Origin of the sequence: Draconibacterium orientale (assembly GCF_900111425.1) — a bacterium.
GTDB classification, from domain to species: Bacteria; Bacteroidota; Bacteroidia; order Bacteroidales; family Prolixibacteraceae; genus Draconibacterium; species Draconibacterium orientale.
Genome location: NZ_FOHT01000030.1, coordinates 37,715 through 60,210, shown reverse-complemented (window position 1 = coordinate 60,210; position 22,496 = coordinate 37,715). Strand labels below are relative to the sequence as shown.

The window sequence follows — 22,496 nt, the reverse complement described above, 5'->3', positions numbered from 1 at the left end:
AATGATACTCTTTTCATATATAGTCAATAAAAAAGATCCCCACTTCTTACATAATTCAACTCTTCTATTTTAGTTCCAACTGGTCAACATCAGAGTTCAAAGGCCCTGCCAAAGCTTCATAACTGTTAATCATCTCTTTAAGTTTCTGAGAATTACTCCAGGCTAAATTCTTTTTTTGATTGATGTCGGCTTTCAAATTATACAATTGAAAGTCACTTGAATTTCCAAGCTCAATATTCACTTGTGAAGCTATTGCAGGACCATTGTATGGTGGAATCATTAACCAATCTCCCTTGCGCAAAGCTGTACGCGAACTTGCTTCGAGCACCAGTTCTTCTCTCCCTTCTTCTGATTTTCCCATCAGCACATTAAGTAACTCCTTACTATCGGAACTATTTGCCTTTGCTCCTGTTAATTTGGCCAGCGAAGCAAGAATATCAAGATGACTTATCAGGGCATCTGACTTTTTCGGGTCTATTTGTCCTTTCCAATAAGTAATAAACGGTACACGTGTTCCTGCTTCAAACAAACTGTATTTACCACCTCGTAGGCCTCCATTTTGATCATGATTCCCAATTCGCTCAACAGCATCATCATAATAGCCGTCGTTAAGTACCGGGCCATTGTCGCTTGATAGAATAATCAGCGTATTTTCAAGAATTCCTTCATCCTCCAGCGTTTTTATAAATTCTCCAATACACCAGTCGGCTTCCACAATTACATCTCCACGTGGCCCAAGATCGGTTTTTCCAACAAAACGAGGATTTGGTGTACGCGGAACATGAGGCTGCTGCAAGGTGTAGTACAAAAAGAACGGCTCGTTTTTATGTTTCTTCACGTAGTTCTGTGCTTTTGAAAGAAAATTATCTGCCATATCCACATCACTCCATTTCGCTGTTTCACCACCTTTCATAAATCCAATTCGCGGAATACCATTCACTATTGAATTGTTGTGCCCGTGATGCCATTTCATAGTCAACATCTCAGGATTGTCTTTTCCCGTGGGTTCACCATCAAAGTTATTTTCGTAATCGATCTCGATCGGATCATTCGGATCAAGCCCTTCCACCAAACCGTTTTTAAGATAAACAGTTGGCACACGATCTTGCGTCGCTGCCATAATGTAGGAGTAGTCGAAACCCACTTCGTTTGGTCCCGGCGAAACGTGTTCGTTCCAATTTACAACGCCGCTACCTAAGCCAAGGTGCCATTTTCCAACCACTCCGGTATAATACCCTTGTTCTTTTAACATTTTCGGGATCGTTACCTGATCTGTATCAATAATTAAAGGCGCTGTTCCCGGCAAAATTTTAGCGTCTTTGTTTCGCCATGGATAAACTCCGGTTAACAGGGCATAACGACTTGGTGTGCAAGTTGCCGACGAGGCGTGTCCATCGGTAAACATTACACCTTCGTTGGCCAGGCGATCGATATTTGGAGTACTAATTTCAGTTGCTCCATAGGCACCAACATCTCCATACCCCAAGTCGTCAAGGTAAATTACTACAATGTTTGGTTTTGTTGCTACAGAAGAATTGGATTCCTTGTCAGTTTTGCACGAAAAACCAAGAACCGTAGGAAACAGTAACAATATAGAATAGGCAATATATCTTATCGTTTTATCCATTACTTATATAATTTATCAGTACGTAAATTTATCCAAATCAATATCTAGCGGATAACTTTTAAACCATTCTTCCAGCTCTTTTTTTAACTCGGCGGCCTTGCCGGGTTCTTTATCTTTTAAGTTTTGCGTTTCGCCCATATCCTTTTCAAGGTTATACAACTGAACATTCGATCCGTCGAAATCCATCAGCAATTTATAATCTCCTTTCCGCATGGCCAAATCCGGAGCATTTTCCCCATCATATCCCGGACGATCGGGAGGTCGGATCCAAAAAATCGGTTTTGTTCTTTTTTGTTGTTTTTTCCCTGAAATGGCATCCAGCATCAACTCGCCATCGTATGTTACATTTTCATCCGGCGTAGCTCCGGCAATTTCCATAAATACCAGAGGTAGATCGATTGCGGCCATTACCGTTTTATTGTTTTTTGTACCCGCTTTCTTTTCTGAAATTTTACCTGGCCACCAGCTAATAAACGGCTCGCGGAATCCGCCTTCGTAAATTACTGTTTTGTAGCCACGAAATGGTCCAGCTGTATTTACTGCTTTGTCAGGACCATTGTCGCTGGTAAAAATTATAAGTGTATTATCGCGGAGTTGCGGATTATTTCTGATGTAATCAAAAAGACGGCCCATGTGTTTATCCATCTCTTGCATCACACCCAAAAACCGTGCTTTCATCGAAAGATCGCCACGCAATTCTTTTGGTGGTTCCAGTGGAGTATGTATATCATCGGGCCAAAGATTAATGTAAAAAGGTTTGTTCGCTTTTTGTGCATTTTCTATCGCATTAATGGTTCGGTCTACAAAAATCTGCGTAAAGTTTTCGCGTTTTGCCCAATGTACTTCTCCCCTTCCCAATTGGGCAGATTGTTTTTCCAATCCCCTCGTGCTATCAGGAAGATTGAGTGTTTCATAAGTAGCGAGAAAACGCTCTCCCAATCCTTCGAACTGAGTTACCGATTCATCAAAACCGTATTCCGTAATAAGCGGAGCTTCTCCCACATCGCGACCGCCACCCATGTGCCATTTGCCAATATGTGCGGTGTAATAGCCTGCAGCCTGAATATTCCGGGCTACCGATGGAGCCGACAAATCGAGGTAATTTTTCATTCCCCGGTTTTCATTTGCTTTACGGTTGTCGATGTATGACGTTATTCCCCAACGCGCCGGATATTGCCCGGTTGTAACCGCTGTGCGCGATGGAGAACAAATTGGCGAGTTCACATAAAACTGGGTAAATAAAATCCCCTCTTTCGCCAAACGATCGATATTGGGAGTATGAACATCTTCGCGGCCATAACATCCTAAATCGGCAAAGCCCATATCGTCGATAAAGACAAAAAGTATGTTTGTTTTTTTCTGCGCCCAAATACTATTAATGCTTAAAACAAGAAGAATGACAAATGTTAATCCTTTAAATCTCATATCAGGTTTAGTTGGTTAGGTAATATTATTTTTTCTGTTGAGGGAAAATGCGTTGATACTCTTTCGCCCAAATCGCTGTCATTTCCTCAACCTTTTCAGGCATCTCTTCTGCAAGATTATTGGTTTCAGTGCGATCTTTTGCCATATTGAACAGCTCCCAACCACCTTTGCTTAACGACGATATTTTCCAGTCGCCGATACGTAATGCTTTACCTCCCTCGTGTTCCCAGAAAAGAGTATCATGCGTTGTAATAATTTCATTATTTAACATCGGCAAAATTGAATTACCTTCAATTGGAGTGGTTTCCAAACCATTCACTTCGGCAGGATATTTTGCGTCAGCCAATTCCAAACAAGTTGGTAAAATATCGATAACATGACCAACTCCCTGATTGATGGTGTTTTCTTTTCCTTTTAGTCCGTTAGGCCAGTGCACAATAAAAGGCGTGCAATTACCACCTTCGAACGACTCTTTCTTCCAATAACGGAACGGTGCATTAATTGATCCGGCCCAGGCAACTCCCAAATATCCCCAAGTCAATTCTGCGCCCGGATGTTCAAAATTATCGTAATCTATTTCTACGCCTTCACGGTTGTGTCCCGGACGATCGAAACCGGGTATGTATCCACGCTCGGGTGATGCACCATTATCTGCCAGAAATAGAATCACAGTATTGTCGTATTCCCCGGTTTCTTTCAGTTTCTGAATCAAACGCCCAACTCCCTGGTCTAAACGGTCTACCATTGCAGCATGGGTTTCCATATGATTAGCTTCCCACTCTTTACGTTCGCAATCGGCCCACAATTTTCCCGATTCATTTTTAGCCAGTGGAGCAATAGCCGGATCTACAATACCTTTTTCAACCAATCCCTGGTAACGTTTTTCGCGCAAAACATCCCAACCTTCATCGTACATACCCTCATATTTTTCAATATCTTCAGGCAATGCGTGCAATGGCCAGTGCGGTGCAGTGTGCGCCACATATAAAAAGAAAGGTTTATCATCTTTTTTGAATTCATCAATCATTTCAATTGATTTATCAGTAACAAAATCAGTCATGTAGAAATCATCCGGAACTTCTTTGATGGCTTCTTCGTTGTGCACCAGGCTAAACGGATCGAAATAATCAACCACTCCCCAAATTACACCCCAGTGTTCTTCAAAACCACGGTTTGCAGGATAAGATTCCAGCGGAGCAAAAATGCTGCTGTCTTTTCGGTGCGAGAGCCATTTCAACTGATCTTCTTTATTCGATAAAGCTTTGGTACGTGAAAGGTGCCACTTGCCCGCCATCCCGGTGTGGTAACCATTTTCTTTTAGCACTTCGGCTATTGTTGCGGCATTTCTTGAAAGTGTTTGTCCGTTTCTGTCGAGGCCAACCTGATGCGGATATTTTCCGGTAAGCAATGAAGCTCTTGTTGGGCAACATCTGGCCGCATTGTGAAACTGGTTAAAGCGAACACCATCAGCCGCCAAGCCGTCAAGATTAGGCGTGTGTATTTCTCCTCCGTAACATCCAATATCAGAATAGCCCAGATCGTCGGCCATAATGATAACAATATTAGGACGTTCTTCCTGTTTATCTGAATCCTGCTTTGGCGTACTTGTGCAGCTTATAACTACCAAGGCTGCAAAAAGTAAAACTAAATTTTTCATATATCTAAAATTATTTATTCTCCTATTTTCTTCTCTTTCCTTAGAGATCATTTGTTATTTCTCCGGTGTCCAGTTTTTAATTACAGACCCTGCTAAGTTTTCTTTATCCGGATAACGAGGATTCTGATGTTCCACTTTATTTCTATAAAAATGCTCTGCTACGGTTTGTAAACTCAAAACAAGCTCTTTGTTTTGTTCGGCAATATTAACCGATTCAATTTTATCCGTATCAATCCTATAAAGTTCGGTCTTTTCAAAGGGGCTGGTATTATCCCCGGCATTTCGCTCCCAAATTAGTTTCCATTCATCTGTACTCAGTGCCAAACGCTCGATCTTTTCTGATCTCTGATCAAAATAGGTGAACCAGTTGCGGTCTTCTAGATTCTCTCCCCTCATAGCATCTAATACATTAATTCCATCCAACTCATTTTCAACTTGCCCTTCATAACCGGCAATCTCCATCAATGTAGGAAGCACATCGATATATCCCATTCTTTCAGTAATTTTTTCTCCTCCTGAAATATTACCGGCCGGCCAGCGTGCTGCAGCAACAACATTAATTCCTCCCTGGTAAGGAGTAAGTTTCCATCCTCTTAAATCTCCATTACTTGCAACCCGCTGCACTCCTCCGTTATCACTGAAAAATAAAATAAAGGTATCGTCTACCTGTCCTCTTTTTTCAATACAGTTCAATATTTTTCCAATATTCTGGTCCATACAATCGATCATTGCTGCATAAATCTTTTTATCACCTGTCCTCTCCGGGTATTTTGCAATATCTTCAGTTTTTGCTTGAAAAGGCGAGTGAGGTGCGGTAAACGGCACATACAAAAAGAACGGCTCAGTTTCCGGGACTGAATTTATAAAAGTAACTGAAGCATCACCAACCAGATCGGTGGTGTAACCACTTTTTTCAGACGGTTTATCAAGTTCATGCCAATCCTGTTCACCTTCTCTTTCCTGGGTAAAATAATCGATTGCCCCATTGTAGCATCCTTCATAAAATGTGAAGCCCTGATTTTCGGGTAACCATTTTTTTTGCCGGTGGCCAAGATGCCTCTTTCCAACCATTCCGCGGTGTTTGTACCCGGCCTCTCCCAGCATTTCAGCTATTGTGAATTCCTCCGGAGGCATACCATATTCGCGGTACGGCGGTATTACTGCCCGCATTAATCCAAAACGATTTGGATAACGGCCGGTCATTAACCCCGCCCGGGTTGGAGAACACATCGGGCAAGCATAAAACTGGTCAAGCACAACTCCCTCTGCTGCCAAACGATCAATATTCGGAGTTTTAATATCGCTACCATGAAAACCCACATCTCCGTTTCCCAAATCATCAGCAAGAATGATAATGATATTCGGTTTCTGAATAGATCCGTTTCCTGCAAATGTTGATAATTCGACAATTGCAAGCAGGGCTAGAAGTATTATTCTGACAGAATACCGATTTTTCATCTTTTGATTACATGTTTACTTTTCCGCGTTCTTCTTACGGTATAACTCTTGAACCTGGTTCCAGGGAAGCACGTGGTTAGTCTTCGCCCAATTGTCATACATAGCAGCCATCTCCTCTACCTTTTCGGTTTCAGAAGAAGCCAGATCATGCATCTCTGAGCGATCGGTTTCCATATTGTATAATTCCCAGGTTGTTTCCTGCGCTGAATTCCATTTCGAAACCAGCTTATATTTGCCTAGTCGTACTGCTTTATTGCCTTCGTGCTCCCAAAAAATAGGTTCGGTATGAATGCGTTTATTTTCGCCTTTGAAAAGCGGAACCAAACTTTTACCGGGAGTAGAAACAATAGTATTTCCATCGTATTCTTTCGGATACGCTGTTTGAGCAACATCAACAAAAGTCGCCATTAAATCGGGCAGAAAACCATACTCCGAAATCATCTGACCTTCTTTTTCTTTTGGGATAACACCCGGCCAATGAACAATAAACGGCGTTCCAATCCCTCCTTCGTGCACCCAGTGTTTGTATTCGCGATACGGCGTATTTGAAGCATTCGCCCATGCTCCGCCATAAGTTAGGAAATAGCCTTCTTTTGTTACTAATTGGCGAGCCGGCCCGCCGCCTAATTCTCCTCCTTCGGCGCAGGCACCATTATCATTTAAAAATATGATCAATGTATTATCAAATATATTCTGCTCTTTTAAATGGTCAACCAGCTTCCCTATATTTTGGTCCATCCGGTCAACCTGTGCTGAGTAAGTGGCACGACGCAGGTCCATTTCTGCTTTCTTCTCCTCAGATAGAGAATCCCATTCTCTCCAATTCTGCGGAGAAAGGTCCCACCCCTGATCCACGATACCAATTTCTTTCATTCTTGCATAGCGGGTTTCCCTAAGTTTTGTCCAGCCATCCATGTAAGTTCCTTTGTACTTTTCAACATCCTCTTGCGGAGCATTTAAAGGCCAATGCGGCGCAGTGTAGGCCAGATATAAAAAGAATGGTTTCTCGCTATTCTCTGATTTGGCTTCGTCGATAAACTGAATAGCATAATCGGTAAATGCATCGGTTGTATAATAGTCTTCATCGGTAACCGAAATGGTGTCGTTCATATAAGTGATTCCACGCGGATAAACTGGTTTGAAAAAGTTACTTGCCCCTGGTATGAGCCCGTAAAATTTGTCGAAACCACGTTGCAAAGGCCATTTTGATTTATCGGAAATTCCCAGATGCCACTTGCCTGTCATCAGTGTTGTATAACCTGCATCTTTTAAAACTTCGGCAATGGTGACACAGTTTTTATTCAGGAATCCACGGTACTCCGGAATTCCAAGATCGTGCTGCGAAAAATCAGCAGGCGTATTCGTCATGTGGCCAATCCCGGTTTGGTGTGGGTAACAACCCGTCATTAAACTTGCTCGGGTTGGGCAGCAACGAGCTCCGTTATAAAACTGGGTAAACCTTAATCCATTTGCCGCCAGCGCATCAAGGTTGGGAGTTTCTACTTCGCCTCCATAACATCCCAAATCGGAGTACCCCATGTCGTCGGAAAGAATAAGAATGATATTTGGAGATGCTGATGATTGTGCACCAGCGTTATTATCTTTTCCGGCAGTACAACCGCTTAAAAGAAGTATTGCAAATGCAAATAGGCTTATTATTTTCATTGTTCTTTATAATAGGTGAATTCTGCCTCCCGATTTTGAGAAGCAGAATTCATTAATAATTAAAACACTAAATCACAAGTATTCATAACTAAACACTAATCTAGCAGTCCGGCTTTTTTATGAATTTCATAAAGTTTTTCCGGATCAATCTTCATTACTTTCCTATCATATGTAATCAGTCCATTTAATTCGCCCTCAACATCGGTAGTCTGAGTATATACACCGGCACTAATTCCTTTCTTTCTCAGTTCACCCAGTATTTCACAACTTTTGACGTAACGATCAACATACTCTTCGTGTGTTTTGGGTAATCCTCCATAACCCCAGTTATCTTTATTGGTATCCCAAATGTGATCTTCAACTGCCCAACCGTGGCCGCCAAATTCACCAACCACTTTTACGTAATCATCGTAAAGCTTCACATCCAAAGGAAAATCAGGGTGTGGATATTGATGCTGATCGGCAATATCCCCCACTTCAAAGAAATTACCTCCGCTGGCAATATTTAAAAGTCGCGACGGATCATAAGCTTTCACCCAGTTTCCAACTTCCATACTGCGATGTTGTCCCCAACGTTCGTTAAATGTCGTCCAGATTACGATTGACGGGTGATTGTATAGTACGTCAATCATTGTTTTCAACTCGTTTTTGTATAAGTCGTGCGCCCAATCTGGCCAGTCGGCATCAAGTGCATCTCCCTTTTTCCATTGTTGTGGCCTTTCTGCAACGTAATCCTCACGCTCCATATGCAATCGCTTCCATTTTGGCCATTCGCTGCCTCCACTTCCTCCCGAGGTCTGGTCTTGCCAAATAACAAATCCCATACGGTCGGCATGGTAATAATACCTGCGAATTTCAGCTTTTTTATGCTTACGAATCATGTTGAATCCTGCCTTTTTCAGAAAATCCATTTCCCAGACAATGGCTTCATCAGAAGGAGGTAACAGAAAACTTTCGGGCCACCAGCCCTGATCGAGCGGACCTAAATGAAATATTTTTTCACCATTCAAAGTAAATTGCCAGTTTCCATTTGCTTCACATTCCTTTCCCACGGTTCTAAAACCTGTGTATGAGGAAACTTCGTCCAGAACATCGCCGTATTCTCCAAGCAGCTCAATCTTTACATCATATAAGAAAGGTGATTTTGGTGACCAGAGTTTTGCATTTTTAACGCTTAGCAATACATTATCGGCTGTTCCTGTTTTTTCGGCAACAACTTTCCCTTCGTCGAGTAAAGTCACCTTAAGTTGCGTGTTCTGTTTTAGCCCGCCGGTGCATGCTTCAGCTTTTAATTCACCATACATATCGGCAAGTAACTTTATCGATTTAATGTAGGTTTGAGGTACAGATTCTATCCAAACCGGGGCCCAAATTCCTGATGACGGAGTGTACCAAATTCCTCCGTTATCGCGTTTCTGTTTACCTCGTAGTTGGTATAAATCAGGATCATCGGTTCCGTCAATTACCCTGAGTTTTACTTCATTTTCACCAGATGTTACCAAATCAGTTACATCAAATGAAAAAGGAAGATTGCCGCCAATATGCGATCCGGCTAATTTACCGTTTACCCATACCATACATTTATAGTCAACGCCTTCGAAATTCAATAATTGACGCTCATTCTCTTTTGCAGTTAACTCAAAAGATCTTTTATACCAGATCACCTCATTCGATTCAATTCTTCTTGCAACACCTGAGAGTGGTGTTTCCAGTGCAAAGGGAACCAGTATATCTTGTTCCCAATTTTCGGGTTTAACCGCGCGGTTAGATGTTACTGCATATTCCCAAAGCCCGTTTAGGCTTTGCCATTCCGATCGAACCATTTGCGGACGCGGATATTCTTTCCATACGTTCTCGGGAGTTACTTTTTCCGCCCAACGGGTTTTTATTTTATCACCGGCAGGTTGCCAGTTTTGTGCAAAAGTTGATGCGCTGATCAGCAACGCAAATAAAGTAAGTTTAAGTTTCATTCTGTTTTTCTTCTTTAAAAATATGGAATTACAATGTTATTATATTGAATGATTTTGGAACTGGAAATCCTATTAGAAAAAGGGTAAAATGATTCAGTTTTGTAGTATTAGCGGTCAAAAGGAGTTTCCAGCGTTGAATACTTATTTATTCTCTAACATTTTTATATAATATCCTCCAACGACTGAGCGAGCCTGAAAACCTACCTGCTTTGCATCGGGCGTTTCATACCAATCTGACATTGGAACACGATCAGGAGTTTCCGTCACAAAACCATACAAAGGATCAATAAACTTTTGGAAAGTATCTTTATCATCCGCTAAAGTAGCCGTCCAGATAATCCAGTCTGATTTTGTATATGTTCTGCGGTTATCAAGCGGCAAACCATATTTGTTTTGTGTAGTCAGATAATAGGCAATTTCCTTTCGAGTCACTTCTTTCGGAAATATACCAAGGTCAAGCAGCTTATCCCAAACAATATTGTATTTCTGGCTCCATGTTCCAGGCTTGTCAAAAGTCAAACGATAGTGGTCTCCATCGTCCGCCATTTTCATCCACTCCTTCGCCATACTTTTCGCTGCTGAAGTATATTTTTCTGCTACATCAGTTTTTCCGAGCATTTCGGCAAGTTTTCCGTAACCTGCAATTCCCATAATAGCTTTTGCAGAAAGGTTCACATTGTGTGCAAAGTGTCCGGCAAAATCGTCGGTACATAATTGATTTTCCGGATCAAGTCCATTCTCCAACAGGTAATTTGCCCAGATTGTTAGCACATCCCAGTGTTCAGCAGCGTAATCAGCATTTCCTTCAACAGTAGCAATGGCAGTAGTCAGAATCACCATGTTACCACATTCCTCAACCGGCATATCTCCGCCGTAGGTTTGGCCATTGGCTTTCGGATAAGTACCTACATCATGTGCTGCAAAAGGTTTCGTCCATTTTCCGCTTTCCGAATAATAGAAGATTGGATTCAACATTCCTTTTAAAAGTTCTGGATTGTATTTAAGGAATAAAGGAGCAGAAGGGTAAGTAACATCAACCGTTCCGATTGAACCGTTACTAAAGTTTTCTTTTGAAAGAAAAAGCGTGTTGCCTTTGGTGTCTTTTACTAATTTGTGTGCAGCAATCGACTGACGATAAGCAAGTATACACAAACGTGCATAATTTTCGCCTCCTGCAGCCAGTGCTTCTTCATATATTTTTGCATCGGTATCATCGCAACGTTCCATTACATCCTGGTAATTTTGAGTAGCAGAAGTTAATGCCTCATCAAAACTTACATGACCATCTTTTGTCCACCATGCTTTTAAGTTGTCTCCAAAATATTGGATGGATTCAATATCGTTGTATGCCAACATTATATATCCATTTGCTGGTTTTGCAGAAACTTTACCAATGACATCGGAGAAAACCAGCACCGGCATTGATTTCGATAAAACAGCTGTGGTTCTTTCTTGTCCACCTCCAACTTTTCCGCTCTCAACAAAAGCTTTTTTCATGCCTGTAAAATCACCGATTGCCATTATCTGATTTTCTTTTTCAGGCGATGCCAGGTAAAAATATCCCCAGTCTATGCGTACATTGTCACCTTTCTTTTCCAGAACGGCTTGTTCGGTTGTTCCTGTTTTTATGAAATTGATGTTGCCTGTTTTTCCACTTGTGACTTCCACTTCCTGATTTAATTCGTTAACAGCCCATTCAGGTGTCGCTTCGAAATAAACCTCCACATCGTGGGCTTTGCCATCGGTTGATAAAACTTCATAGTTAATGTAATTTACCGGACGTGAAAGTAAATCCAGATCATCCATTAACAACGGTGAAACAAATTCAACGTACAAATCTACAGGTCCACAGCTAAAATTATACTTGGTTTGGGTTGCAGTAATTTTCACACTGTTCTGGACGGCTGTCTGATCAAAAACAGATTGAATCTCTCCTTCTTTAAAAATACCAAAATCAACATAAGCTAAACCTCCGCGATCCCAACAATGCGCTGCAATAGTGTTTTTTCCATCACTATTCAATAAAGCTTTATCAAGTTTTAATATTGCCTCGCTTCGGGCACTGTTACCCGTGTTTATAATTTCTATTCCATTCAGATATAACTCAAAATCATCGTCGTGTGAATAAACCAGATACAAATCACTTTCGCTACTTACCTCAGGCATTGTAAACTCGCGACGTACCCATATATGCTCTGTTTCCCAGGAAGTAGTTGCCTGAAAAGTATTGGGTGTACCAAAAGCTGCTTTTCCGCTCTTCCAGGATGAATCGTTAAAATCTGATTTTTCCCAACCCGAAGCAGGTTTTTGGGTAAGGTATTTTCCTTCCCAGGTTTCGTATTTGGCATTTGGGACAACCGGTTCGAAGGGTATTTCTTCTTTACCCATAAAACGATAGGTCTTACCATCAACGCGAAGGGCACCAACCAGCGAGTGATTTTTTCCGGTCCAGTGTTTTACAGGTGTATCGAATAAGTGATCGGACATTGACCATGCACTGGTATAAGGATCAATGGTAACTAATGGATAGGCTGGTGCACGAAATTCCTGCCCCGCTTCTTCTTTTTGAATTTCAGACTGTGCACCGCAGGAAAAAAACACTAAGCCTAGCATTATAAATCCCCAAAAATTAGATATAAAATACTTATTCATAAAAGGTATATTATTATTATTGAATCGATTATTTATATCGAAGGGCAACATGATTCCACAATTATCTGTTAGCATTTACTCTCGTGCAGGATTGGCACGATCAGGAGTAAGAACAGGTAAATACATCCTCCAGGTAATCAATTTTTGTTTTAGGTCATTAACTAAATCCGGATGTTCTTCCGCAACATTTGATGTTTCATAAACATCGTTTTTCATGTCATATAACTCAACGTTGTTACTCTGATAATTCATTAATAATTTCCAGTCTCCTGAACGTATGGCCAAATTAGGGCTATGGTCTCGACCTTTTGGGTAGTTAAATGCATAACTATTCCGCCCATACTCCCAATACATATCCTTTTCTCGAGGAGAGTATTTTCCCAACAAAACAGATTCCCTATTTTCACCGTCGCCTTTATAATCTGCAGGTAAACTAGCAGAAGCAATTGACGCAAGAGTTGGTAAGAGGTCGGTACCATTTAACACTGAGGTACTATCCGTAACACCTTCGGGTACATGTCCTGGCCATTTTACAATAAAAGGCATGCGGATTCCACCTTCGTAAAGTGAAAGTTTAGTACCTCGGAGGCCTCCTGCACGGCTACCCTTAAAACTGGGTAATGGACCATTATCACTCGTAAAAATTATTATCGTATTGTTCTCTATACCTAACTTTTTAATTCCGTCAAGCAAACGTCCCATCTGGTTATCATACTCCTGAAGAACCATTTTAAATGATTTCTCCTCTTCGGGATTCATAGGATACTGACCAGTATAACGAAAGTCTACCTCAGGCACCCAGGGTGTGTGCATATCATCAGGCCAGAGGTTGACAAAACAAGGTTCTCCCTGATGCCGTTTCAGAAAATCCAATGTTTTATTGACGAAATACTTTGTTCTGTCCCATCTTTTTATACTATCTTCATTCGACCATATCCAATCTGTAGATGTTATTATAGAATCAGGATCGGGGCTTTCATAAGTACTGATATGCTCGTCAAAGCCATATTTATCAAAATTGGGAGCATTTTTAATATCTCTTCCTCCTCCCATATGCCATTTACCAAAATGGCCGGTAGCATATCCTGCAGACTTCATCACCTTGGCCATCGATGGTGCATTAACATTTAGATAATTAGCTTGTTCTGCACGAGCGTTACTTCGACGATCATTTAAAAAAGTAGTAAAATTCCATTCGGCAGGATACATACCGGTTAAAATACCAGTGCGTGATGGGCTGCAAATTGGTGCAGCGCTATAATACTGGGTAAACTTAACGCCTCTTTCAGCAATTCTGTCAATATTAGGTGTTGGTACAAAGTTTCCTCCAAAGCAACCAATATCACTATAACCCATATCATCTGTCAAAATCAATATAATATTAGGCTTCTCCTGGGCATGTACTCTTGTTAATGCAACTATGCTCAAAACCATCATTATCACTATTGTATTTCTCATCATCATTTTAGTTTTGTTTTTAAAATTTAGTGTCTGAGTGTATGAAGTTTGTCTCGACATCACCTCTTAACTGGCATTGCCATATCGGACTTGGAAGAATTTTACCCGAACCGTTAAAACGTAAAAATAGCAAGCTCAAGCATTCTTAAACTCTCATTTTTCATTCCCAACAGACTGAAATTAAATTTTTCTAATAAAAGGTGACTGGTTTTATGCCAGTCACCTCACTTTATTATTGTTTAATAACCAGGATTTTGTTCCAATAATGGATTTGCATCAATTGCTGATTGCGGAATTGGGAACCACACATGATTAGCTGTAGCATTTGTGATACCTCTGCTTTGAGCATTTTCAATGTACTGTCCCGTACGGATTAAATCTCTTCGTCTCTTCCCTTCGTACCAGAATTCCCAAAGACGTTCATTTAGGATTTGTTCTCTTAAGAGATCTTTCGATCCTAAATCTGTTAACGATTTATTTTCCAGTCCAGCTCTGGTACGAATTTGGTTTACAAGATCTACGGATTCCTGGGTAGGACCATTCAGCTCATTCAAAGCTTCAGCCCTACTCAACAGTATCTCTGCATAACGGATCATAGGCACGTCATTCCCATGTGAACTTCCCGATGCGTCAGGATCAGGAGGATATTTCATTGCCCGGGTACAATCAGTATAATCCAACAAATTAACTGTATTTCCCTGGGTATCAATATAACGTGTAAGAATTCTGCCTTTTCGCTGATCATTCGCTTCAAAACTGTTATAAAATGAATCGTATAAACGATAGTTGGATGCAAAATTTGACCATTTTTCATTTACTACTCCTTCTAATCCACCATCTAGTCCTTCCTTATAAACAGCAGGGAAAGATGGAGCTGCTGTTGCCCAGAGTGTATTGTTGTTGCCAGCATTCGCCAATTTGGTTTTTACAAGAATAAATTCTTCATTCTGCTCATTTTCCAGTGCAAACATGTCATTATAATCAGGATATAAACTGAAATATCCATCGGAAATAATATCCTGAGCAATATCGGCACAATTTTGCCATTGATGGGAATTTAAATACCAAATGCAAAGCAGTGCCTGAGCTCCCCCTTTATGGTGACGACCATAGGCCGGCTCATCTCCAGGTTCGGGCAGAATGGGAATGATTTCCTTTAGCTCAGCTTCAACAAAACTCGCGAATTCTTCATTTGTAGCACGAGGAAGCTCTAATTCATCAGCCTGACTTTTCCTTAACGGCATAGGACCATATTGATTCCATAGCTGATAATAAGACCAAACTCTTAAAAACCGGGCTTCTGCAACTATCTGGTTTTTATCCTGTTCATTATTAAAATCGGATACGTTATCTACACTCTCAAGAATAATATTGGCATCTCTAATCACCTGCCAATAATTCATCCAGTCAAAAGCCTCTAACGTACTGGAAGGATCCCATCTAAATCCAATTAAAGGTGCTGCAGTTCCATTCTCTCCACCTCCTGATTGCCATAAAATATCAGCGGTCATTTCTTCCCGTTTGACAACATCTCGGGTCATAATTACATTATTATTCCTTGCATAGGCATCAGCCATAAGTGATTCAATACCTTTTTTAGTACTTAAGAGGTTTTCCGAGGCAAATTGCGATTGAACAGGTTCTTCAAGAATCGACTCGCAACCATGCAACAACAAGATTGCAATGAAGGCGATTAATATATTTTTTAATTTATATAATGTTTTCATTTTTAATTACTTTTTAGTTTAAGATTAAAAATCAAGTTTTACTCCAAATATTAAAGTCCTTGCGGTTGGATAGGCATTAAAGTCGATCCTAAAATTGGCATTATTATTTGGGTTTACAGCCGGATCTAGTCCTATATAATCCGTTATGGTGTATAGGTTCTCGCCCGTAACATATACCTGTCCAGACTTAATAAATTTATTTATACGAGGTAAATTATAGCTCAATCTTACGGTTTTGAGTCTTACATAAGATGCGTCAAGCAGCGTATTCGAATTCGCTACTTTTCTACCAAATTTTAAAGGATCAACAAAAGAAGGATATTCATTAGTTGGATTATCAGGAGTCCAACGATTCAGGTATATCTCGGCAATTTTGTTCCTTCTGAAATTGATAGGGAAATAATTATCAATTACGTTTCCGTTCAACATGTCTACACCTTGTACTCCTTCAATAAATACGAATAAGCTAAAATCTTTATAATTAAAGGTATTACCCATTGACCATTGGAAATCGGGAAATGAATTCCCTAAAACAACTCTATCCTTATCAGTAATTACACCATCTCCATCCTGATCAACATATTTTAAGTCTCCGGGCTGATAATCCTCGGTAAACTGACTATAATCGTCTCCTACCTGCCAAACACCATCAACTTCATAGCCGTAATAAGAGTTAAGAGGTAAACCCGGTTTAATAATAGCAACCTGCTCTACGTGTGTATATCCTGCACCAACAATAATTTCAGAAATTCCTCCCAATTCCTTAACCTCATTTTGCATTGTAGTAAACGTAAAATCTGTTCTCCAACTAAAATCCTGAGATGTTACATTAACTGTGTTTAGCGACAATTCCCATCCTCTATTATCAATTCGACCTACATTTGATAAAATGCTGCTAAATCCTGTAGATTGTGGAATTGGTAAATAAAGGAGCATATCTGTTGTCTTTTTCCTGAAATAATCAACACTTCCATTTACTCTGCCTTCAAAAAGGCCAAAGTCTACTCCAAAATCTATTTGCTCTGTAGTTTCCCATTTTAGATCAGGGTTTGGGATTCGAAGAGGTGCTGTTCCGGTTACCTGACTGCCATTCCAAATTGCGGTTCCACCTTCACCAAAGGTACTCAATGAAGGGAAATTACCAATTTCCTGGTTACCTGTTTGTCCCCAGCTAGCTCTTACTTTCAGATTACTTATATAATCAACACTCTTAATAAAATCTTCATTAGAAGCCTTCCATGCAAATGCAGTTGATGGGAAATATCCAAATTTATTATTTGTTCCGAAGCGCGATGATCCGTCAGCACGAATGGTTGCTGTAAGAAGGTATTTATCATTCAATGAATAATTTACCCTTCCAATATAAGATGCTAGCCTATTACCAGTCAAGAAGTTACTAATTTCAAAGGTTGATTGGTCTCCAATTCCAAGGTTATTAGCTCCCAATGATTCATTTGGAAATCCTTTAGCCACATTACTCAGACCATTCGTAACGAAGCGTTGATAGGTTGTTCCTGCCATTGCACTGATAGAGTGAATATCAAACGTTTTCGAATAATGAATCGTTCCTTCAACCAAGTAATTGCTTTTCTCAACATTTTGATTTGAGGCTACTCCTCCATTATTGCGGCCTTCTTTAGTAAGACCGTTAATAAAGCTTTTACGACTTTCATTTACAAAATCACCTCCAATATTCAGTTTTGCATATAAATCAGAAGTAAAATGATATTCTCCATACATAGAAGCCATCATACGGTTCGTATTTGACTCTGAACTCATACCTTCAGAAACGGCAACGGGATTATCTACCGTTAAGAAAGGAGATAGTGCATAGTCTCCATTATCATCGAATACCGGTAAAGTTGGGTCGAAATTATAGGCAGAGTATAAAGGTCCGGCATGCTCATTTATTCCAAAACCATTTGCAATAAAGTGATCCTGTGTGTATGTCCCAGTTGCATTAAAGCCAATATTGAATTTGTCTGTAAGATCCGATTTCAAATTAATTCTTGCACCGTATCGGCTAAAATCGGTATTCTTCATAATCCCTTCCTGATCCATATAGTTTAAGGATATATAGTATGAAGTCTTTGGGGTACCCCCAGAAAATGAAAGTTGATGATCGTGTACCAAAGCATTTGCGTTATTGATCTCATCCTGCCAGTCCGTGCCTAAACCGCCATTGGCAATATCTCCTACTATCGATTCCTCATTTCCTCCTCCGGCTGCAATAATTTCATTCATTACTGTTTTATATTCTTCAGCGTTCAATAAGTCAAGTTTCCGTGAACGATTTTGAATTCCCAGGTAGCCCTGATAACTAACTTTCATATTTTCATTCTTCCCTGATTTAGTTGTTATCATTATAACTCCATTAGCTCCTCTTGATCCATAAATAGCAGTAGCAGATGCATCTTTTAATACCTCAATAGATTCAATATCTGAAGGGTTAATTGAAGCTAAAGGATTTCGAGGACTTCTATTTCCTCCAAAAGCATCAATTGAACCAGAACTTACTGGTCTTGAATTATCAATTGGTAATCCATCAATAACATAAAGCGGACTATTTCCTGCATTAACGGAACTTGCCCCCCTGATATTAATAGAAATACCTCCGCCAGGTTCTCCACTACTTTGAACAACATTTACACCGGCACTTTTCCCAAACAGCATCTGATCAACCGAGGTGGTCACACCTTCCTGTAATTCATCGACCTTAACCGACGAAACTGATCCGGTAATATCACTCTTTTTTATTGTACCATAACCAATGGCCACAACTTCTTCAAGTCCGATAGCATCTGCTTTCAATGTAATATTGATTTCGCTTTGGGCACCTACCTCCACTTCCTGTGAAAGCATCCCCACAAAAGAAAATTGTATTACATCAGTAGGTGAGATACTGGTCAGACTATAATTTCCATCAAAATCAGAAACTGTTCCACGTGTTGTTCCTTTCACAACAATTGTTACTCCCGGAAGAGGCTCTCCGCTTTCGTCGGTTACAGTTCCTTTAATTGATGATTGATCTTCCACAACCATTTCGTTTTCAGCAATAGGTGTTACGGCGATGTACCGATCGATTATCTCGTATTTGTATTTGTCTGCATCAAAAAGTTGTGAAAGCACATCATTGATATCTGCATCATTAAAAGTAACATTTACATGTTTGTTCATCAGATGCTCATCATACTTCAGCATGAAATAGAATTCAGTTTCATTTTCAATTTGCTCAATCACTTCTTTTACAGTAGCCTGTTCCATTGCCATGGTAATCTTTGTGGTTTGGGCATAGGAATCAGCAAATACGTTTAAGGTCAATAATAGGATTAGAAATGTAGTTAGTTTCATAATCATTAAAACTTTTTTTAGTGGCCCACATAAATAAGGGCACTTGTCTGTTTTTTTCATAAATTTGACATGTTATTGGTAAATACTAAGTTTTATTTATCAATGCTTTGCAGGTATTGGCTTACCTGTTAAGCTGAGCAGGCTAAAAATATTTCCAGTATTTTTGGCCTGTCGTTTTTTAGGAAGTATCTTTTTGTTTCATAAGTCAGTGATAAGTTTGATTCGTTTTATAATTTCATTTCTTATTTCCAGTAAATTAAAGTCGGCTTGTTCGCCCTGGGGACAATCTCGTATTCCAGCGAAGTCGTTAATTTAAGCACATCGAGAATCTGATCTATTGGCTTGTTCTTCAAAATAGTACCGAAATACCGCTCATCACACAAACCTTCTTTTTGAATTATTATCTCTACGTTATACCAACGTTCGATTTGTTTGGCGATGTAATCCATTTTTTCATTTCTGAAGGTCACCAGACCATCTTTCCATGATGTATACATTTCAGTATCTACTTTTCGAATTTCTATACTTGCTGTACTATCATTAAAGAATGCTTTCTCTCCAGGTTCCAGTTTCGATAGTTCATAGCCATTTTTATCAAGAAGGCCGATACTACCTTCAATTAACGTAGCTGTAAATTCCCTATCCTCGGGATAAGCCTGAATGTTAAACGAAGTTCCATATACACGTACGCCTAAGTAGTCAGATTTCACAGTAAACGGATGCTCAACATCCTTTTGAACATCGAAAAATGCTTCTCCTTCGAGATAGACTTCACGTTTCCCTGAACTAAATTCTGAATTGTATTGTAGACTAGTTCCTGAATTCAGCATTACTAGTGTGCCGTCGGGAAGTTCAATATTCGTCATTTGTCCGGCCGGGGCTGTAACAGCGAAAGACCTAGCATAAACATGCTCGTCTTTCTCGCCAAAGAAAAAATACTGTGCAATGGCACCAATACCAATTAACAAGATAAATACAGCGGCATTTTTTATGAATGAATAAAGGAATCGTTTTTTAACTGGTTTAGAGAATTCCGGTTGTATATCGCTCCAGCTTACTCCTTCTTTATTTTCAAATTTCGACGTTAACGCCCAGATCTTTTTTAATTCAATAAACTCATTGCGGTGTTTTTCACTCTCATCGAGCCATTGAAAAAAGGTTTCTATTTCAGCCTCACTAGCTGTTCCCTGTAGGTATTTTATGATGATATTATTATCCATTTTTGTCTTTCTTGCTATATGTACACATAAATAAGATGATACCCTGTATATTAATTTGAAATTTTTCAATTTCGATTGAGAAACTGTGAAGAAGAGCCAGAATTTAAGAAGAAATATGATCGATCAGGACAACTTGTTAAAGCATCCATAAAACGAAAGGAAGTATATCTCTGAGTTCTTTTCTTAGGATCTTTATGGCGCGAGTAATGTTTGACTCAACTGATTTTATCGCGATACCAAGTTCATCAGCGATCTCTCTGTTTTTTTTGCCTTCAAATCGACTTTTTTCAAATACGATCCTACATCTTTCGGGGAGTTTTTCAAGAGCCAACTGAATCATTCCTTCTAATTCCTGATATTCTAGTTTATTGAAATGAAAAGATTCAAGGATTTGACGATTTAAAAGATTCTCCTTTATTTTAAGTGTATTTTTCTGATACTCTGACTTATACTTTTCATGCCTTAAAAAATTAAGACATTCTGTTTTTGCCGCGGTGTATAAGAATGCACAAATTCCATTAATGGTATTAACTTCCTCTCGGTTTAACCACAACTTCACAAAAGATTGTTGAGCTATATTTTTGGCCTCTTCCCGATCAGGAATAAATTGTAGACAAAAACCAACGATCCGGTCATAATTGTCTTCGAAGATGATTTTAAAAGCATGCTCATCGCCCTTTTTAAACGAAGTTAAGTCGGGCAAAACCATATTTGAGTCAGCTAAACTCATTATTCATTTTATGAAAGTTCAGTTAGTAGCCGTGAAAATAGAAAATTAATTAGACTTGATTACATCTTACGCTATTAAGTCAATTAAATGGAAAGATTAAAGTATGGTGCTTCATACTTTCCTGGTATTTAATTTTGTAGTATCAGCGGATCAAAATGCTTGCCTTGCCGGGCATTCTTCAATTCTTCCCTCGAATCAATTTCTGCTCCGGGATCGCCTTGTGCTTTCATCCATTCATCCAGTTTTTGTGAAAGATTTTGTTTTATTTCTCCCAAATCATCACGCCCGATCAGATTTTGCATTTCATTCGGATCGGCAGTCAAATTGTATAATTCTTCTGCTGGACGATTCTGGTAACGGGTTACCAAATCCAGTATCTCAGGATCGTCAGAAGCATCAAAAACCCATGAAGGCCAATACTGATTGAGAGGCATTCGTGCCATCAGGTGACGTTCTATGTATAAGCTTTTCGGGCTTAGATTCCGGATGTAATGATAATTACCATCTGTAACCGAACGTATTGGATATGCCGGTCCTTCGGGTACATTATTATGCATGAAATACGCATATTCGCGATGCGTTTCTTTTTCGCCTAATAACACGGGCAGAAAACTTGAACCGTCGAAGTCTGTATCCGATGTGTTTCCTAGGGCATCAAGTAATGTTGGTAATACATCGTTGTATTGGACAAGCGCATCCGTGCGACTGCCACTATTTACTTTACCGGGCCAGCGTACAATAAATCCGGTATGCACACCATTGTTCCAGTTGGTCCATTTACAAAAAGGTAATTGCGCACCTTGTTCAGATGTAAAAATAACGATGGTATTATCCGAAATTTTCAGCTCATCAAGCAATGCTATAGTTTCTCCAACTTGTTGATCCAGCACCTCAATTTCAGCCAGGTATTTAGCGAATTCGCGCCGAGTTTCTTTGTTGTCGGCAAGATAAGATGGAAGTTTCAATTCTTCGGGATTGAAATGTGACGGGTCGCCAACTGTCCATGGAATATGAGGCACCACCAATGCAGTTATCAAACAGAACGGTTGTTCCTTATCTCTTGCCATAAATTCTTTTAGTCCGGCAGGATCATAATTCGCTGTTTCCGAAACGCAGTTGCGCTCCACTCCTTCAACCATTTCAAAAGGATAAACTTCGCGAGGATCGGCATGAACTTTACCTGCAATACCTACCCGATAGTTTAATTCTCCCAAATATTGAACAATACTTTGAGTTCCCGTGCGTGCAATGGCATGGTTCCAGCAAACACCACTGTTAACCGGTTGCAAGCCCGTGTACAATTCGGCACGACAAGGCACGCACATCGACATGGTAACAAAGGCATTATTAAAAGTCATCCCCTGCGAGGCCAGTTGATCAATATGTGGTGTTTTTACATTTTGTCCACCGTAAAGTGACAGATCACTATGGGTGCAATCGTCTGCAATAACAATTAATATATTAGGCTGCCCCTTTCTATTAACATCACTGGCATACAAATGAAATCCAAGCAGAATTAGAAGGAGGATAAAACAATATCTTGAAGTTTTTGTCAT

At 39.9% G+C, this 22,496-nt stretch carries 13 protein-coding genes; all 13 read right to left on the bottom strand.

Features of this window, described 5'->3' with window-relative positions; translation table 11 throughout:
- Window positions 1-64: 64 nt before the first annotated feature.
- On the bottom strand, window positions 65-1,627 hold the full coding sequence (locus tag BMW53_RS15545; protein ID WP_038555162.1) for a sulfatase family protein: 1,563 nt from the start codon (window positions 1,625-1,627) through the stop codon (window positions 65-67).
- Window positions 1,628-1,642: 15 nt separating this feature from the next.
- Window positions 1,643-3,052, bottom strand: a complete 1,410-nt coding sequence (locus BMW53_RS15540) for a sulfatase-like hydrolase/transferase (protein ID WP_038555165.1) — start codon at window positions 3,050-3,052, stop codon at window positions 1,643-1,645.
- A 25-nt stretch (window positions 3,053-3,077) separates the two neighbouring features.
- Window positions 3,078-4,709, bottom strand: coding sequence for an arylsulfatase (locus BMW53_RS15535; protein WP_038555168.1), 1,632 nt, complete (start codon window positions 4,707-4,709; stop codon window positions 3,078-3,080).
- 54 nt (window positions 4,710-4,763) lie between these two features.
- Window positions 4,764-6,167 carry a sulfatase-like hydrolase/transferase gene (locus BMW53_RS15530; protein ID WP_051567549.1) on the bottom strand — a complete coding sequence of 468 codons (1,404 nt, stop codon included), beginning with the start codon at window positions 6,165-6,167 and terminating at the stop codon, window positions 4,764-4,766.
- A gap of 15 nt (window positions 6,168-6,182) precedes the next feature.
- Window positions 6,183-7,832, bottom strand: coding sequence for an arylsulfatase (locus tag BMW53_RS15525; RefSeq protein WP_038555171.1), 1,650 nt, complete (start codon window positions 7,830-7,832; stop codon window positions 6,183-6,185).
- Window positions 7,833-7,927: 95 nt separating this feature from the next.
- Window positions 7,928-9,802, bottom strand: coding sequence for a glycoside hydrolase family 2 protein (locus tag BMW53_RS15520; RefSeq protein WP_051567550.1), 1,875 nt, complete (start codon window positions 9,800-9,802; stop codon window positions 7,928-7,930).
- 141 nt (window positions 9,803-9,943) lie between these two features.
- Window positions 9,944-12,454 carry a glutaminase domain-containing protein gene (locus BMW53_RS15515; RefSeq protein WP_051567551.1) on the bottom strand — a complete coding sequence of 837 codons (2,511 nt, stop codon included), beginning with the start codon at window positions 12,452-12,454 and terminating at the stop codon, window positions 9,944-9,946.
- Between the two features lie 75 nt (window positions 12,455-12,529).
- Entirely contained in the window at window positions 12,530-13,918 is a 1,389-nt protein-coding gene (locus BMW53_RS15510) for a sulfatase-like hydrolase/transferase (RefSeq protein WP_038555177.1), read from the bottom strand.
- A 233-nt stretch (window positions 13,919-14,151) separates the two neighbouring features.
- Window positions 14,152-15,639 carry a RagB/SusD family nutrient uptake outer membrane protein gene (locus BMW53_RS15505; RefSeq protein WP_038555179.1) on the bottom strand — a complete coding sequence of 496 codons (1,488 nt, stop codon included), beginning with the start codon at window positions 15,637-15,639 and terminating at the stop codon, window positions 14,152-14,154.
- A 24-nt stretch (window positions 15,640-15,663) separates the two neighbouring features.
- Window positions 15,664-19,050, bottom strand: coding sequence for a SusC/RagA family TonB-linked outer membrane protein (locus BMW53_RS15500; RefSeq protein WP_081804749.1), 3,387 nt, complete (start codon window positions 19,048-19,050; stop codon window positions 15,664-15,666).
- A gap of 182 nt (window positions 19,051-19,232) precedes the next feature.
- On the bottom strand, window positions 19,233-20,210 hold the full coding sequence (locus tag BMW53_RS15495; protein ID WP_038555183.1) for a FecR family protein: 978 nt from the start codon (window positions 20,208-20,210) through the stop codon (window positions 19,233-19,235).
- A gap of 136 nt (window positions 20,211-20,346) precedes the next feature.
- Window positions 20,347-20,940, bottom strand: a complete 594-nt coding sequence (locus tag BMW53_RS15490; protein ID WP_051567553.1) for an RNA polymerase sigma-70 factor — start codon at window positions 20,938-20,940, stop codon at window positions 20,347-20,349.
- Between the two features lie 128 nt (window positions 20,941-21,068).
- A complete protein-coding gene (locus tag BMW53_RS15485) occupies window positions 21,069-22,496 on the bottom strand; it encodes a sulfatase family protein (RefSeq protein WP_038555186.1) in 1,428 nt (475 codons plus the stop codon).

Coding starts and splice junctions, on each gene's coding strand:
- BMW53_RS15520 (WP_051567550.1), bottom strand. CDS start 9,802: ATGAAACTTAAACTTACTTTATTTGCGTTGCTGATCAGCGCATCAACT.
- BMW53_RS15495 (WP_038555183.1), bottom strand. CDS start 20,210: ATGGATAATAATATCATCATAAAATACCTACAGGGAACAGCTAGTGAG.
- BMW53_RS15485 (WP_038555186.1), bottom strand. CDS start 22,496: ATGACAAAAACTTCAAGATATTGTTTTATCCTCCTTCTAATTCTGCTT.
- BMW53_RS15530 (WP_051567549.1), bottom strand. CDS start 6,167: ATGAAAAATCGGTATTCTGTCAGAATAATACTTCTAGCCCTGCTTGCA.
- BMW53_RS15505 (WP_038555179.1), bottom strand. CDS start 15,639: ATGAAAACATTATATAAATTAAAAAATATATTAATCGCCTTCATTGCA.
- BMW53_RS15535 (WP_038555168.1), bottom strand. CDS start 4,709: ATGAAAAATTTAGTTTTACTTTTTGCAGCCTTGGTAGTTATAAGCTGC.
- BMW53_RS15510 (WP_038555177.1), bottom strand. CDS start 13,918: ATGATGATGAGAAATACAATAGTGATAATGATGGTTTTGAGCATAGTT.
- BMW53_RS15525 (WP_038555171.1), bottom strand. CDS start 7,832: ATGAAAATAATAAGCCTATTTGCATTTGCAATACTTCTTTTAAGCGGT.
- BMW53_RS15540 (WP_038555165.1), bottom strand. CDS start 3,052: ATGAGATTTAAAGGATTAACATTTGTCATTCTTCTTGTTTTAAGCATT.
- BMW53_RS15515 (WP_051567551.1), bottom strand. CDS start 12,454: ATGAATAAGTATTTTATATCTAATTTTTGGGGATTTATAATGCTAGGC.
- BMW53_RS15490 (WP_051567553.1), bottom strand. CDS start 20,940: ATGAGTTTAGCTGACTCAAATATGGTTTTGCCCGACTTAACTTCGTTT.
- BMW53_RS15500 (WP_081804749.1), bottom strand. CDS start 19,050: ATGAAAAAAACAGACAAGTGCCCTTATTTATGTGGGCCACTAAAAAAA.
- BMW53_RS15545 (WP_038555162.1), bottom strand. CDS start 1,627: ATGGATAAAACGATAAGATATATTGCCTATTCTATATTGTTACTGTTT.